Raw genomic sequence first — 14,545 nt, forward strand, 5'->3', positions numbered from 1 at the left:
TGAGGGCTTGTCCCCAGACTAGCCCGGCAGGGCCGTTCTGTCACCGCCCTGAAACGGTCAGCCACCGTCGCGGACCAGAAGCGCGATGTAGAACCCGTCCATCCCGCCCTGCCCGGCCCAGTAGTCAGGGCGCAGCCGCCAGCCGGGGCCAGAGCGCCATTCAGGCGCAAGGCCCGGGACATCCGCGTCCACGGCCCGCAGGCCACGGTGCCGCGCCAGCGCGGCCGTGACCTGATCCTCACCCTCTTCGGGCAAGAGCGAGCAGGTGCAGTAAACCAGCCGCCCGCCGGGGCGCAGCATCGCTATGGCCCGGTCGATCAGCTGTGCCTGAAGGCGGGTCAGCGAGCCAACATCCTCGGGACGCTTGACAAAGGGCAGGTCGGGATGGCGCCGGATCGTGCCCGTGGCCGAACAGGGCGCGTCGAGCAGCACCGCATCGAACGGCGCCGCCGGCACCCAGTCCAGCACATCCGCCGCAAGGATCTCGGCCTCAAGCCCGGTGCGGCTCAGATTTTCACGCAGACGCGCCAGCCGCGCCTCGGACACATCCACCGCCGTCACCTGCGCCCCGGCGGCCGCAAGCTGCATCGTCTTGCCGCCGGGCGCCGCGCAAAGATCGGCCACACGCTCGCCGGGTTGCGGTGCCAGGACCATCGCGGGAAAGGCCGCCGCCGCATCCTGCACCCACCATGTCCCCTCGGCATAGCCGGGCAGCGCCGTGACCTGCGTGCCCGCAGCCAGACGCAGCGTGCCATTCGGCAGACGTTCGCCCTCAGGCACCGGGCCGTCGCCCGGGACGGTCAGGTCGAGCGGCGCCCCCGCCAGATGCGCCGCCTCGATCGCCTCGACCGCAGGTTTGCCATAGGCGGCGATCAGCGGCCGGCGCAACCATTTCGGAAGGTCCGGCACCGGCAGTTTCTGCCACACCTCGGGCGGCGCGGCAGTCGTCTTGCGCAGGACCGCGTTCACGAGGCCCGCCAGCGCCGCGGCCCCGCCGCCTTCGCGGGCAAGCGAGACCGCCGCATCGACCGCACCATGAGGGGCCGCGCCCTCGGCATGAACCTCGGCAAGGGCAAGGCGGAGGATGTTGTGGATCGCGGGCGGCGGCCGCTTGCGCAGATGCGGGCCCAGCATCCGGTCGGCGCGCCCGATATTGCGCAGGGTCGTCAGGGCCAGACGCTGCGCCCGGGCGCGCCCCTGCCCGTCAAGCGCGGCCACCATACCGCGCGGGTCGGCCAGCGCGTCGGACAACAGCCGCCCTTCCTCCAGCACGGCCGAAATCAGCGCCAGCGCCGCACGCCGGGCCGCAAGCCCGCTGGTGTCGCCGCCGCCTCGTCGATCCTTTGGTGCTGCCATGGTCCTGCCTTGTGTCCTGATCTGTCTTGCGTATATCTCGGATAAACCGAGGAGCGCGAGATGCAAGACGAAGACGCCCGAACGGCCGCCCTGCCCCCCGCCGCGCAACGCGCCCTGGCCGAGGCCGAGGAACGCCGCCGCACCCAACCCCCGCTGGACCTGCCGACCGAGCTTGGCGGGCGCAAGGGGCCTGAGCCGGTGCGCTTCGGCGACTGGGAAAAGAAGGGGATTGCGGTCGATTTCTGACCGCACCCCCTCCGCCGTGCCTTTACTGGTTCAGAGGCCCAGCACATCCACCATCGAATAGGTGCCGGGCTTCTTGTCCTGCCCCCAGAGCGCCGCCCTGAGCGCGCCGCGCGCAAAGATCGCACGATCCGTCGCGACGTGGCGAAGGATGATCCTTTCGCCCTCGCCCGCAAAGATCACGTCATGTTCGCCCACGATGTCGCCGCCCCGGATCGCGGAAAACCCGATCCGGCCGCGCCCCCGGGGGCCGGTGATCCCGTCGCGCCCGCTGTCGGTCATGTCAGTCAGCGACACCCCGCGCCCCTCGGCCGCGGCCTCGCCGAGCATCAGCGCGGTGCCCGAAGGCGCGTCGACCTTGTGGCGGTGATGGGCCTCGACCACCTCGATGTCGAAATCCGCATCGAGCGCCGCCGCGACCTTGCGCGTCAGCTGCACCAGAAGGTTGACGCCAAGGCTCATGTTGCCGGCGCGCACGATCGGCGCATGACGGGCCGCAAGGGCGATCCGGTCCAGATCGGCGTCGGACAGCCCGGTCGTTCCGATGACATGCACCGCCCGCGCCTGCGCGGCGAGATCCGCGAATTCCACCGTCGCGGCGGGGGCGGTGAAGTCGATGATCGCCTGCGCCCGCGCCACGGCCTCAAGCGGGTCATCGGTGACGGTCACGCCCAGGGGCGAGCCGCCCATCGCCACGCCGACATCCTGCCCGATCCACGGATGCCCGGGCCGTTCCAGCGCGGCGACCAGACGGGCCGCTGCGCTTTCGGCGACCGTTCGGACCAGCATCCGCCCCATCCGCCCCGAGGCGCCGGTCACCACGATCCCCGGCAGGGATGCGTCATCCTTCGTCATCTGCAGTTTCCCCTCTGGTCGCCCGTCCCGTTCCTCCGGTCGCTTTAGCCTGTTGGTGCGGGGGCGGTAAAGGCCCGGTCAGCGCGGTTTGCGCAGCCAATATTGCGGCGGCACGCCGGATCGCCTACATCTGCGCCATGGCAAATCGTTTCCCTTCCGGCTCCGGCCCCTCCCAACGACAGCTCCGTGTGGGCGAACTCATCCGGCGCCGGCTGTCGGATGTCCTGCTGCGCGGCGATGTGCATGACCCCGAACTGAACCGCATGTCTATAACGGTGGGCGAGGTCCGGACCTCGCCCGATCTCAAGGTGGCGACGGCCTTCGTCATGCCGCTCGGGGGCCAGGGCTCCGACGAGGCACTGGCCGCCCTGCGCCGCAACCGCGCCGAGTTGCGCCGGCAGGTGGCAAAGGAGCTGACGCTCAAGTTCGCGCCGGAAATCCGGTTCGCGATCGACGAGACCTTTGACCGGATGGACGAAACCCGCCGCCTTCTGAACGACGAAACGGTGCGCCGCGATGTGGACGCCGATGGCGACGACGATCCGGCGGACGATGCGAGGCCGGACTGACATGCGCTGGATGACGCTGGCAACCCTGTCGTTCCTGGGGTTGTTTTCGGGTGTGGCGGGGGCGGCCGAGCGCTGCGAGCCGGTCGATCATGACGGCAACCGTTATATCGTCTGCGAGGTTCGCGCCGGCCAGGATGACCTGCGCCTCTGGCTGACCGCGCCCGATGGCGCGATCTATGGCAGCTTTGACCGGCTCAACCGCACCTTGGCCGATGACGGGTTACGGCTCGGCTTTGCCATGAACGCAGGCATGTATCATTCCGACCGGACGCCCGTGGGCCTCTATCTCGACCGGGCAGGGCAGGCCGGAAAGCTCGTGACCTCGGCAGGGCCCGGCAATTTCGGGATGCTGCCGAACGGCGTCTTCTGCATCGGCCCAGAGGGGTTTGCGGTGCTCGAAACCCGCCGCTTTGCCGACAGTCCGCCGGTCTGCGACTATGCCACCCAATCGGGCCCGATGCTGGTGATCGACGGAGAACTGCATCCGCGTTTTCTGGTCGACGCGACCTCGCGCTACGTCCGCAACGGGGTAGGCGTGTCAGAGGATGGCAGCCGCGCATGGTTCGTGATCTCCGACCGGCGCGTGACGTTCCATGAATTCGGCCGGATGTTCCGCGACGGGCTTGGCACCCCGAACGCGCTTTACTTCGACGGCAATATTTCTCGGCTCCATGCGCCGGGACTGCGGCGCAGTGACTGGGGCCTGCCGCTTGGTCCCATCGTCGGCACGGTGGTTCCGATTGACGAGGATCACGCCGGCGGCTAGCAGGCGCAGCCTGAAGCAACGGGAGACGGGAATGGCACGCAGGCGCAAGGGGCGAGAGATTTCGGGCTGGCTCGTGGTGGACAAGCCGTCGGGCATGACCTCGACCGCGGTGGTGAACAAGGTCCGCTGGGCTTTCGATGCCAAGAAGGCCGGCCATGCCGGGACGCTCGACCCCGACGCGACGGGCGTTCTGGCGGTGGCGCTGGGTGAGGCGACCAAGACGGTGCCCTACATCACCGATGCGCTGAAATGCTATCGCTTCACCGTCCGGCTGGGGCAGGCGACGACCACGGACGACGCCGAAGGCGCGGTCATCGCCACGTCCGACCTGCGCCCCGACGATGCCGCGATCGAGGCGGCGCTGGCGCGGTTCCGGGGCGAGATCATGCAGGTTCCGCCCCAGTTCTCGGCCGTCAAGATCGAGGGTGAACGCGCCTACGATATCGCACGGGCGGGCGAAGAGATGGACCTGGCCGCCCGCCCTCTCTGGGTCGAGAGCCTGACGATCACCGCGCGCCCGGATGCCGATCATGTCGAACTGGAAATGGTCTGCGGCAAGGGCGGTTATGTGCGGTCCATCGCGCGGGATCTGGGCGCCGCCCTTGGCTGTCATGGCCATGTGCTGCGCCTGCGCCGCCTTTGGTCGGGGCCGTTCACCGCGGAAGCCGGGACGACCATCGAACAGATCGACAACCTCGCCCGGACCGAGGCGCTTGACGACCTGCTTTTGCCGCTGGAAATGGGGCTGGCCGATCTGCCGGAACTCCCTGCCACCGCCGAGGGCGCGGCGCGGCTGCGCAACGGCAACCCCGGGATGGTGATCAGTTCCGACGCCGAATGGGGCGAGGAAGCCTGGGCCAGCCATCAGGGCCGGGCCGTGGCTGTCGGGGTCTACCGGTCGGGCGAATTGCATCCCAGCCGGGTCTTCAACCTGTGATCACGCGGAGCTTTCAGAAAGGCGACGCCGACAGCACGGCGGTCTATTCGCCCTGCGAACGCTACCGCTACCTTCTGACCCGCCGCTGGGCCGAGGGGGAAAAGGCGCTTTTCGTGATGCTGAACCCCTCGACCGCGACCGAATATCAGAACGATCCCACGGTCGAACGGTGCGAGCGCCGCGCCCGCACGCTCGGCTTCGGGGCGTTCCGGGTCTGCAACATCTTTGCCTGGCGCGACACGGACCCAAAGGGGATGCGTGCGGCAGCCGACCCGGTGGGACCGGCGAATGATGCGGCCATTCTGGAAAGCTGCGACTGGGCGGACCGGATCATCTGTGCCTGGGGCACGCATGGCGCGCATCTTGGCCGTGGTCCGCAGGTCGAGGCGCTGATGCGGGGCACGGGCCGACCGCTCTTTCACCTCGGGCTGACGCGGGACGGGCATCCGAAACACCCGCTCTACATCGGCTATGCGCAGGCGCCCGTTCTCTGGGTGTGACGGCTAGCCGCGCAGGCGCAACTCGATCGAGGCGGGCGTCATCCCCCCGACCCCCGGCAGATGGGCAAGGACGACCCCGTCCAGAAGGATGCGGGTAAGACCTTCGTCTTCCTGCAATTCCAGCAGCGGCTCCTGCCCCAGGGCCTGATGCGCGACGACGATCCGGTCGAAATCGGGCATGAAGTCCTGAATGACCGCAGGCGCGCCGTTGATCCAGTCGCCCAGCACAAAGGTGTTCGCCCCGCCGCCGCCCGTCACGGTATCGCCCCCGCCGATCACGAAAAGGTCGTCGCCCGACCCGCCGTTCAGATAGTCGCCTTCGTCGATATCCTGCCCGTCCTCATCCAGCACGATCCCGATCAGCGTGTTGTTCCCGTGCCCGCCAAAGAGCGTATCCGCCCCTCGCCCGCCCGACAGCACATCGTCGCCAGAGCCGCCATGCAGCGCATCGTCGCCCAATCCGCCGAACAGCCAGTCATTTCCGCCACCGCCATAGAGCGTGTCGTCGCCCGCACCGCCGAACAGGATGTCGTCCCCTTCCTGCCCGGCCAGGTAGTCGTCGCCCGCGCCCCCGGACAAGAGATCGTCGCCATCGCCCCCCGCCAGCCAGTCGTCGCCCGGCCCGCCGAACAGAAGGTCGCGTCCCTCGCCACCAAAGAGGCTGTCATTCCCGTCCCCGCCAAAGAGCATATCATCGCCCGCATAGCCGCCGATCTGGTCGTCACCCGCCCCGCCAAGGATCAGGTCATCGCCGTCGCCGCCCACCAGAATATCGCCGCCATCGCCCCCGATCAGCAGGTCGCCCTGCGGAGTTTCGGGTTCGTCAGGCACGTCGGAGGCGTCCCCTTCATCGGGTTCGGTCGCGGTAGCGGGGGTGACAGAGGTGCCGAGCGCCCCCAGAAACAGAATACTCATTACACCAAACAGCGAAAACACGGCGCCACTCTTACCCCCGCATCGCCGCAACTGGCGACCCTGTAAGGTTACCATCGGCCTGCGGCTTGCCACAAATGTTCTGTTAACTCTTCGTTAACGCATCACGCGCCCGGAGGCCCGGCGGGGCCGCTGCGCCCGCTCCACCCCCGCTTCGCGCCCGTCGAAACAGGCTTTCATTTCCTCCTGATTTGCCTTATACGCGCGCATCCGCGCTTCACTGCGGATATCTCCACGGGCCCTGCTGGACGACATCCCGGCTTGCGCCATTCACCCTTCATCAAAAAGGAGACCCCGATGTCGATCACAGTCGAAGAAAAAGCCCGCGTCATGAAAGAATACGCGACCAAGGAAGGCGACACCGGTTCGCCCGAAGTTCAGGTCGCCATCCTGTCGTCGCGCATCGCGACCCTGACCGAGCATTTCAAGACCCACAAGAAGGACAACCATTCCCGCCGTGGGCTTCTCAAGCTGGTGGCACAGCGCCGCAAGCTGCTCGACTACCTCAAGGCCAAGGATCAGGGCCGCTATCAGGATCTGATCGCCCGCCTCGGCCTGCGCCGCTAAGGAACAAGGTGCCCCCGGGCGATGGCCCGGGGGTTCTTTCTATTCGGATCGGGCCCCTTGCGGGCCGGATGACCGCCTCCTCACCGGGCCCCGTGGGACAGGCAGACAGATCAAGCGGGGCCACGGGCGAAGCGCGCCCGTATGAAACCGGGTCGGGCGGAGGGTCCCCCGACCATGATAGGAAACGAGATGTTCAACGTTACGAAAAAGTCGATCGAATGGGGCGGCGAGACGCTGACCCTGGAAACGGGCAAGGTGGCCCGTCAGGCCGACGGCACCGTCATCGCCACGCTGGGCGAGACGAGCGTCATGGCCAACGTGACTTTCGCCAAAAGCGCCAAGCCGGGGCAGGATTTCTTTCCGCTGACCGTGCATTACCAGGAAAAATACTATGCCGCGGGCAAGGTGCCCGGCGGCTTCTTCAAGCGTGAAGCCCGGCCGAGCGAGAAGGAAACGCTCACCTCGCGGCTGATCGACCGCCCGATCCGCCCGCTCTTCGTGGACGGGTTCAAGAACGAAGTGCTCGTGATGTGCACGGTGCTGAGCCACGATCTGGTGAATGAGCCCGACATCGTCGCCATGATCGCCGCATCGGCCGCGCTGACGATTTCCGGCGTGCCCTTCATGGGCCCCGTCGGCGCCGCGCGCGTGGGCTTTGCCAACGGCGACTACGTGCTGAACCCGCAGATCGACGACATGCAGAAGCTGCGCGAAAACCCCGAGCAGCGTCTGGATCTGGTCATCGCCGGCACCAAGAACGCCGTGATGATGGTGGAATCCGAGGCCTATGAACTGACCGAGGCCGAGATGCTGGGCGCGGTCAAGTTCGGCCATGACGCCATGCAACCGGTGATCGACCTGATCATCGACCTGGCCGAGGTCGCCGCGAAGGAACCTTTCGACTTCCAGCCGGCCGATTACTCGGATCTCTACGCCAAGGTGAAGGCCGCCGGCGAAGACCAGATGCGCGCCGCCTTCGCGATCAAGGACAAGCAGGAGCGGGTGAACGCCGTCGCCGCCGCGCGTGACGCCGTCAAGGCCACGCTGAGCGAAGAGGAACTGGCGAACGAAAACCTCGGCTCGGCGTTCAAAAAGCTCGAGTCGGCGATCCTGCGCGGCGACATCATCAATGGTGGCGCCCGGATCGACGGCCGCGACAACAAGACCGTCCGCCCGATCGTGTCCGAGGTGGGTATCCTGCCGCGCACGCATGGCTCGGCGCTCTTTACCCGCGGGGAAACGCAGGCGCTGGTCGTCACCACGCTCGGCACCGGCGAGGATGAGCAGATCATCGACGCGCTGCACGGGAATTCGCGGTCGAACTTCCTGCTGCACTACAACTTCCCCCCCTATTCGGTGGGTGAGGTGGGGCGTGTCGGCAGCCCCGGTCGTCGCGAAATCGGCCACGGCAAACTTGCCTGGCGGGCACTGCAGGCGGTTCTTCCGGCGCAGACCGATTTCCCCTACACGATCCGCGTCGTGTCCGAGATCACGGAATCGAACGGTTCGTCCTCGATGGCCTCTGTCTGCGGCGGTTCGCTGTCGATGATGGATGCGGGCGTCCCGCTCAAGGCGCCGGTGGCAGGTGTTGCCATGGGCCTGATCCTTGAGGATGACGGCAAATGGGCCGTGCTGACCGACATCCTGGGCGATGAGGATCACCTCGGCGACATGGACTTCAAGGTCGCGGGCACCGAGAACGGCATCACCAGCCTCCAGATGGACATCAAGGTCGCGGGCATCACGCCCGAGATCATGGAACAGGCGCTGGCACAGGCCAAGGACGGCCGGATGCACATCCTGGGCGAGATGGCCAAGGCGCTCACCGCTGGCCGGACCGAATTCTCGGCCCATGCTCCGCGGATCGAGACGCTGCAGATCCCGACCGACAAGATCCGTGAAGTGATCGGCTCGGGCGGCAAGGTGATCCGCGAGATCGTGGAAACCTCGGGCGCCAAGGTCGACATCAACGACGACGGCGTGATCAAGATCGCCTCTTCCAACGGCGATGCCATCAAGAAGGCCTATGACATGATCTGGTCGATCGTGGCCGAGCCGGAAGAGGGCAAGATCTACACCGGCCGCGTCGTGAAGCTGGTCGATTTCGGCGCCTTCGTGAACTTCTTCGGCAAGCGCGACGGTCTGGTTCACGTATCCCAGATCGCCAACAAGCGCCTTCAGCATCCGAACGAGATCCTGAAGGAAGGCCAGGAGGTCAAGGTCAAGCTGCTCGGCTTCGACGACCGCGGCAAGGTGCGCCTTGGCATGAAGATGGTCGATCAGGAAACCGGTGAGGAAATCACCGAGGCCAAGACCGACGCAGAGGCCTGAGCCTTTCGGCCTGAATGACAAGAGCGCCCCGGTTCCGGCCGGGGCGCTTTGCTTTGCGGGGGTTGTCGCCGTCTTCCCGCTCCGTTAATGTAATACTATAACATAACGGAATCGAGACATGAGCCAGCCAGACCATCGCCTGCCCGTCACGGTGCTTTCCGGATTTTTGGGCGCAGGAAAAACCACCCTTCTGAACCACGTGCTGAACAACCGCGCGGGGCGCCGCGTCGCCGTCATCGTCAACGACATGTCCGAGGTGAATATCGACGCGGATCTGGTCCGGGGCGGGGCGGAACTGTCGCGATCCGAGGAAAAGCTGGTCGAGATGACCAATGGCTGCATCTGCTGCACGCTGCGCGATGATCTCTTGTCAGAGGTGCGGCGACTCGCATCCGAGGGGCGGTTCGACTACCTGCTGATCGAGTCGACCGGTATCGCCGAACCCCTGCCGGTCGCCGCCACCTTTGCCTTTCGCAACGAGAACGGCGACAGCCTTTCCGATGTCGCGCGGCTCGACACGATGGTGACGGTCGTCGATGCGGTGAACCTTCTGGTCGATTTTTCCAGCCATGACTTCCTGTCGGATCGCGGCGAAAGCCTTGGCGAGGCGGATGAACGCACGCTCGTCAACCTTCTGACCGAGCAGATCGAGTTCGCCGATGTCGTCATCCTCAACAAGATCGGTGATGCGGGGCCCGAACGGCGGGACGCCGCACGAAAGATCATCCGCGCGCTGAACCCCGACGCGCGCCTGATCGAGACGGACCGGTCGCAGGTCGATGCAGCGGCGATCTTTGACACGGGGCTTTTCGATTTCGACCGCGCGCATGAACACCCGCTTTGGGCCAAGGAGCTTTACGGCTTTGCGGATCATGTGCCCGAGTCCGAGGAATACGGGATCTCTTCGTTCGTCTACCGCGCGCGGCGCCCGTTCGACCCGGCGCGTGTCCATCAGGTACTCAACGGGCCCCTTCCCGGCGTCATCCGCGCCAAGGGACATTTCTGGATCGCGACCCGCCCGAACTGGGTTGCCGAGTTCAGCCTGGCGGGCGCGATTTCCAGCGTCCAGCCGCTGGGGGGCTGGTGGGCCTCGGTCCCGCAAGAGCGCTGGCCTTCGCACCCCGATGCGCAGGCCGAGATGCGGCGCCACTGGGCCGAACCCTGGGGGGACCGGCGGCAAGAGCTGGTCTTTATCGGCGCAGGTATGGACCGGGACGCGATCACTGCCGCGCTGGATGCGGCGCTGGTCGAAACCGGAACGTTTCAGCCCGCCGACTGGGCCGACCTTCCCGATCCGTTTCCCCAGTGGGGCAAACAGAGGGCGGCATGAGGCGGAACACCAAGACCGCGCTGCCCCGGAAACGTTCGGACGGGATGCGCGGGCACGATGCGCTGCCGCCCGAACTGCGCGCCTGGGTCCATTCGGCCGCCCTGCCGTGGAGCGCGCGTTCGGTCCTGCGAATCTGGACACGCGCCCTGCGCGAGGCGGGCGGGGACGCCCAGGCCGCGCGGACGCTCCTCGATGCAGCCGAGGCGCGCATGATCGCCCGCGATGCCGCGACGATCTGGGGACCGGGCTATCCGGCCCCCACAGGTGGCCAGCAAGCCGATCATCCGGGGACGTTGGCCTTGCGCAGATAGGGCAGCACGATCTCCAACTCGCCGAACCGGGCCTTGGCGTCCTCGTCATTGACCGACAGCGCGACGATGACCTTTTCCCCCTGCTTCCAGTCGGCCGGGGTCGCAAAGGGCGCACCATCGGTCAGGCGGATCGCATCCACCGCGCGCAGGATCTCGTCAAAGTTCCGGCCCACAGACATCGGGTAGATCAGCGCCAGCCGGATCTTCTTGTCCGGCCCGATGATGAAGGTGGAACGCACCGTCGCCGTATGCTGGGGCGTCCGGTCGCCAGGCAGCGAGGCATCGGCCGGCATCATGCCATAGGCCTTGGCGATGGTCAGATCCTCATCGGCAAAGATGGGGAAGGTCACCGGCGTGCCCGCGACCTTTTCCACATCGGCCTTCCACTGCATGTGCTTTTCCAGCGGGTCGACCGATACGCCCGCCACCTTGACGCCGCGGCGTGCGAATTCGTCGGTCAGGCGGGCGACGGCGCCGAACTCGGTCGTGCAGACCGGCGTGAAATCCTTGGGGTGGCTGAACAGGATGGCATAGCTGTCGCCGATCCAGTCGTGAAAGCTGATCCGCCCCTCGGTACTGTCGGCGGTAAAGTCCGGGGCGGTGTCGTTGAGACGCAGGGTCATGATCCCTCCTTCTGAAAGCGGGCGTTCGTTCATCACATAGGAAACTCGCAGCATATGTTCACCCCTCCCCGTTGCCTATCCTCAAAGGCGATGCCATCGTGGCACGAATCCAGCGGAGGACGGCATGATCGCGAAACGTGAATTCTACATCGACGGCGCATGGGTTGCCCCGGAGCGGGCCCGCGACCTGGAGGTGATTGACCCCTCGACCGAAGAAGCCTGTGCCGTGATCTCCCTCGGGGATCAGGCCGATACCGATGCCGCAGTGGCCGCCGCCCGGCGCGCGCTGCCCGCATGGATGGAAACGCCGCCGGCCGAACGCCTCGCGCTCGTCAAGCGTATCCTTGAGGTCTATGAAGCCCGGGCCGAGGATATGGCGCAGGCCATCAGCCTTGAAATGGGCGCGCCGATCGACATGGCCCGCGCCAGTCAGGTGACTGCGGGAAGCTGGCACATCACGAACTTCATCACCGCCTTCGACAAGATCGAGTTCGTGGCCCCCTTAGGCCCCCACGCACCCGAGGACCGGATCATCAAGGAAGCCGTGGGCGTCTGCGCGATGATCACGCCCTGGAACTGGCCGATGAACCAGGTCACGCTTAAGACCATTCCCGCCCTGCTGGCCGGCTGCACGATGGTTCTGAAACCCTCCGAGATCGCGCCGCTCTCCTCGATCGTCTATGCGGAGATCCTGCATGAGGCGGGCGTTCCCAAAGGGGTCTTCAACCTCGTGAACGGGGACGGCGCTGGTGTGGGGACACAGCTTTCGACCCATCCGGATGTGGATATGGTCAGCTTTACCGGTTCGACCCGGGCGGGTATCGCGATTTCCAAGGCAGCGGCCGATACGCTGAAACGGGTTCATCTGGAGCTGGGCGGCAAGGGCGCGAACCTCGTTTTTGCCGATGCAGATGCCGATGCCGTCCGCCGGGGGGCCGCCCATTGCTTCAACAATTCGGGGCAAAGCTGCAACGCCCCTACGCGGATGCTGGTGCAGCGCGACGTCTATGAGGATGCCGTGGCGACCGCGCGCGAGGTCGCCGAAAAGACGCGCGTCGCCTCGGCGCATGAGGCGGGCAAGCATCTCGGGCCCGTGGTCTCGCAGGGGCAGTTCGACAAGATCCAAGACCTGATCCAGAAGGGCATGAACGAAGGCGCGCGTCTTGTCGCAGGCGGTCTCGGGCGGCCCGAAGGGCTGAACCGCGGCTATTTCGTGCGCCCCACGGTATTTGCCGACGTGTCGAACGACATGACCATCGCGCGCGAAGAGATCTTTGGCCCGGTCCTGTCCATCATCCCCTTCGAGACCGAGGAAGAGGCTGTGCGCATCGCCAACGACACGGTCTATGGCCTGACGAACTATGTCCAGAGCCAGGACGGCGCCCGCCGCAACCGGCTGGCCCACAAGCTGCGCGCCGGCATGATCGAGATGAACGGTCAGTCGCGTGGAGCCGGCAGCCCCTTTGGCGGGATGAAGCTGTCGGGCAACGGCCGCGAAGGCGGTGTCTGGGGCATCGAGGACTTTCTGGAGGTCAAGGCCGTCTCGGGCTGGGCGAACGATCAGGCCGGCTAAAAGGGGGCGGGGGCGGAAAAGCTCTGCCCCTTGCCGCCGTCGGGGTGGCGAAACCGCAGGCTTTCGGCATGAAGCATCAGGCGCGGAAAGTCGCGCGCCGCCCCTTGGGCATAAAGCGTGTCGCCCAGGATCGGGTGGCCAAGTTCCATCATATGGACCCGCAACTGATGGCTGCGGCCGGTCAGGGGCATCAGCCGCACCCGCGTCGTGCCGCCCTCAAACCGCACGACACGCCAGTCCGTCTGCGCGGGGCGCCCCGTTTCATGGTTGACGTGCTGCCGGGGACGGTTGGGCCAGTCCACGATCAGGGGCAGGTCCACCCGCCCGGTCTTTGGCGCAAGCTCACCCCAGAGGCGCGCCATGTAAACCTTCTTGACCGTCCGCGCCTCGAATTGCTGGCCCAGATTGCGCTGCGCGGCCGGCGTCAGGGCAAAGACCATCACGCCTGAGGTATCCAGGTCCAGCCGATGCACCAGAAGCACCTCGGGGAACGCCAGACGCAGGCGCTCGATCAGGCAGTCGGCCCGGTCCTCGCCCCGGCCCGGAACCGACAGCAGCCCCGCAGGCTTTTCCACAACCAGAATCGCGTGATCGTGGAAGAGGATGCACGGCGGATCGGACGGCGGATTATAGGCAAATTCGTTCATGCGCGCGGCATAGCCGATTGCGACACCGACGGCCAGCGCGGGCTGACCCTAGTCGGCTTGGGCAAAGACCTCGGCCAGGATGGCAGACAGCGCCGTCGCATCCGTCTCGGTAAAGGCGTCGGGCTGGTCGCTGTCGATGTCGAACACGCCGAGCAGACGCCCCGCCCCGTTCCAGACCGGCAGGACGAGTTCCGAGCGGGTCGAGGAGGCGCAGGCGATGTGACCCGGAAAGGCATCGACATCGGGGACAAGCTGCACCTTGCCGGTGCGTGCCGCCGCCCCGCAGACCCCGCGCGAGAACGGGATCACAAGGCAGCCATGCCCGCCCTGATAAGGACCGATCTTGAGAAGTTCGGGCGCCACGACACGGTAGAACCCGGTCCAGTCGAACCGCGCATCCGCATGATGCACCTCGCAGGCGACCGTGGCCATCAGGGCGACCGTATCGGTTTCCCCTTCGCACAGCGACCGGATGCGGGCGGCAAGATCGGTATAGTCAAGCATCAGTTCAGGCTGACCTGCAATGGGTAGCGCCCATCCTCGAAATCGCCGAAGATGGTCTCCACCTCCGGGTGGTCCACGGGCTCTCCGGTGTCGTCGGGCACGAGGTTCTGTTCCGAGACATAGGCGACGTAATAGCTCTGATCATTCTCGGCGAGGAGATGATAGAAGGGCTGGTCCTTGTCGGGGCGGCTGTCCTCGGGCAGCGAGTCGTACCATTCCTCGGTGTTGGAGAAGATCGCGTCCACGTCGAAAACAACGCCGCGAAACGGGTGTTTGCGGTGGCGGACAACCTGCCCCAGACTGAATTTCGCGCGCGTTCTCAGCATTCGTTCATCCTTCGGCCCGTCACTAGCGGAATTCCCGGACCTTGTCCACTTGTCCCATTTAGCGGCCCCCGCCCCATTTAGCGGCCCCCGCCCCATTCAACGGCCCCGCCCATATAATGGCTCCTGCCGCTGATCGCAGCCCCTGCCCCCGAAACTCGCGCAGAACTGAAGGAG

General features: G+C 66.2%; 17 protein-coding genes. 10 read left to right on the forward strand and 7 right to left on the reverse strand.

The genetic code is table 11. The annotated features are described in order from the left end of the window. Positions 1 to 57 precede the first annotated feature (57 nt). Complete coding sequence (locus ACFSGJ_RS10695) at positions 58 to 1,356, reverse strand: RsmB/NOP family class I SAM-dependent RNA methyltransferase (protein ID WP_390261384.1); 1,299 nt, start codon at positions 1,354 to 1,356, stop codon at positions 58 to 60. Between the two features lie 60 nt (positions 1,357 to 1,416). On the opposite strand from ACFSGJ_RS10695, the gene ACFSGJ_RS10700 reads away from it, so the two are divergent. Beyond that, on the forward strand, positions 1,417 to 1,602 hold the full coding sequence (locus ACFSGJ_RS10700) for a DUF1674 domain-containing protein (protein ID WP_390261386.1): 186 nt from the start codon (positions 1,417 to 1,419) through the stop codon (positions 1,600 to 1,602). Between the two features lie 30 nt (positions 1,603 to 1,632). Here ACFSGJ_RS10700 and dapB read toward each other — a convergent pair whose 3' ends face one another. After that, positions 1,633 to 2,454, reverse strand: a complete 822-nt coding sequence (gene dapB / locus ACFSGJ_RS10705) for a 4-hydroxy-tetrahydrodipicolinate reductase (RefSeq protein WP_390261388.1) — start codon at positions 2,452 to 2,454, stop codon at positions 1,633 to 1,635. Positions 2,455 to 2,591: 137 nt separating this feature from the next. On the opposite strand from dapB, the gene rbfA reads away from it, so the two are divergent. The 4 genes from rbfA to ACFSGJ_RS10725 are packed head-to-tail and all read left to right on the forward strand — an operon-like array spanning position 2,592 to position 5,226. Beyond that, entirely contained in the window at positions 2,592 to 3,023 is a 432-nt protein-coding gene (rbfA, locus tag ACFSGJ_RS10710; protein ID WP_390261390.1) for a 30S ribosome-binding factor RbfA, read from the forward strand. Position 3,024: 1 nt separating this feature from the next. Beyond that, on the forward strand, positions 3,025 to 3,789 hold the full coding sequence (locus ACFSGJ_RS10715; RefSeq protein WP_390261392.1) for a phosphodiester glycosidase family protein: 765 nt from the start codon (positions 3,025 to 3,027) through the stop codon (positions 3,787 to 3,789). A 31-nt stretch (positions 3,790 to 3,820) separates the two neighbouring features. Further along, positions 3,821 to 4,726, forward strand: a complete 906-nt coding sequence (gene truB, locus ACFSGJ_RS10720) for a tRNA pseudouridine(55) synthase TruB (protein WP_390261393.1) — start codon at positions 3,821 to 3,823, stop codon at positions 4,724 to 4,726. Then, positions 4,723 to 5,226 (forward strand): DUF1643 domain-containing protein, encoded by a 504-nt coding sequence (locus tag ACFSGJ_RS10725; RefSeq protein WP_390261395.1) that lies wholly within the window; start codon positions 4,723 to 4,725, stop codon positions 5,224 to 5,226. The genes truB and ACFSGJ_RS10725 overlap by 4 nt, the downstream gene beginning before the upstream one ends. Positions 5,227 to 5,229: 3 nt before the next feature. Here the strand turns inward: ACFSGJ_RS10725 and ACFSGJ_RS10730 are convergent, their stop codons facing one another. Continuing rightward, complete coding sequence (locus ACFSGJ_RS10730) at positions 5,230 to 6,141, reverse strand: calcium-binding protein (protein WP_390261397.1); 912 nt, start codon at positions 6,139 to 6,141, stop codon at positions 5,230 to 5,232. A gap of 315 nt (positions 6,142 to 6,456) precedes the next feature. Here ACFSGJ_RS10730 and rpsO point away from each other — a divergent pair, with 315 nt between their 5' ends. The 4 genes from rpsO (at position 6,457) to ACFSGJ_RS10750 (ending at position 10,698) form a co-directional block, all read left to right on the forward strand. Continuing rightward, on the forward strand, positions 6,457 to 6,726 hold the full coding sequence (gene rpsO / locus ACFSGJ_RS10735; RefSeq protein WP_390261399.1) for a 30S ribosomal protein S15: 270 nt from the start codon (positions 6,457 to 6,459) through the stop codon (positions 6,724 to 6,726). A gap of 189 nt (positions 6,727 to 6,915) precedes the next feature. Further along, entirely contained in the window at positions 6,916 to 9,057 is a 2,142-nt protein-coding gene (pnp, locus tag ACFSGJ_RS10740) for a polyribonucleotide nucleotidyltransferase (RefSeq protein WP_390261400.1), read from the forward strand. Positions 9,058 to 9,175: 118 nt separating this feature from the next. Next, positions 9,176 to 10,387, forward strand: coding sequence for a GTP-binding protein (locus ACFSGJ_RS10745; RefSeq protein ID WP_390261401.1), 1,212 nt, complete (start codon positions 9,176 to 9,178; stop codon positions 10,385 to 10,387). Next, on the forward strand, positions 10,384 to 10,698 hold the full coding sequence (locus ACFSGJ_RS10750) for a DUF6525 family protein (RefSeq protein WP_390261402.1): 315 nt from the start codon (positions 10,384 to 10,386) through the stop codon (positions 10,696 to 10,698). The genes ACFSGJ_RS10745 and ACFSGJ_RS10750 overlap by 4 nt, the downstream gene beginning before the upstream one ends. Here ACFSGJ_RS10750 and ACFSGJ_RS10755 read toward each other — a convergent pair. Next, complete coding sequence (locus ACFSGJ_RS10755) at positions 10,668 to 11,321, reverse strand: peroxiredoxin (RefSeq protein ID WP_390261404.1); 654 nt, start codon at positions 11,319 to 11,321, stop codon at positions 10,668 to 10,670. The two genes, ACFSGJ_RS10750 and ACFSGJ_RS10755, sit on opposite strands and share 31 nt — an antisense overlap. Before the next feature lie 124 nt (positions 11,322 to 11,445). Between ACFSGJ_RS10755 and ACFSGJ_RS10760 the strand changes: the two genes are divergently transcribed. Continuing rightward, entirely contained in the window at positions 11,446 to 12,894 is a 1,449-nt protein-coding gene (locus ACFSGJ_RS10760) for an aldehyde dehydrogenase family protein (RefSeq protein WP_390261406.1), read from the forward strand. Here ACFSGJ_RS10760 and ACFSGJ_RS10765 read toward each other — a convergent pair. From ACFSGJ_RS10765 to hspQ, 3 genes are read right to left on the reverse strand one after another with little or no spacing between them, the layout of a single operon-like run. After that, positions 12,891 to 13,541 (reverse strand): pseudouridine synthase, encoded by a 651-nt coding sequence (locus ACFSGJ_RS10765; RefSeq protein ID WP_390261408.1) that lies wholly within the window; start codon positions 13,539 to 13,541, stop codon positions 12,891 to 12,893. The two genes, ACFSGJ_RS10760 and ACFSGJ_RS10765, sit on opposite strands and share 4 nt — an antisense overlap. Before the next feature lie 48 nt (positions 13,542 to 13,589). Beyond that, a complete protein-coding gene (locus tag ACFSGJ_RS10770) occupies positions 13,590 to 14,045 on the reverse strand; it encodes a GAF domain-containing protein (protein ID WP_390261410.1) in 456 nt (151 codons plus the stop codon). After that, positions 14,045 to 14,371 (reverse strand): heat shock protein HspQ, encoded by a 327-nt coding sequence (gene hspQ, locus ACFSGJ_RS10775; protein ID WP_390261411.1) that lies wholly within the window; start codon positions 14,369 to 14,371, stop codon positions 14,045 to 14,047. Before hspQ ends, ACFSGJ_RS10770 begins: the two co-directional genes overlap by 1 nt. Positions 14,372 to 14,545 lie beyond the last annotated feature (174 nt).

Source organism: Halodurantibacterium flavum (assembly GCF_042681825.1).
Taxonomy (GTDB): Bacteria; Pseudomonadota; Alphaproteobacteria; order Rhodobacterales; family Rhodobacteraceae; genus Halodurantibacterium; species Halodurantibacterium flavum.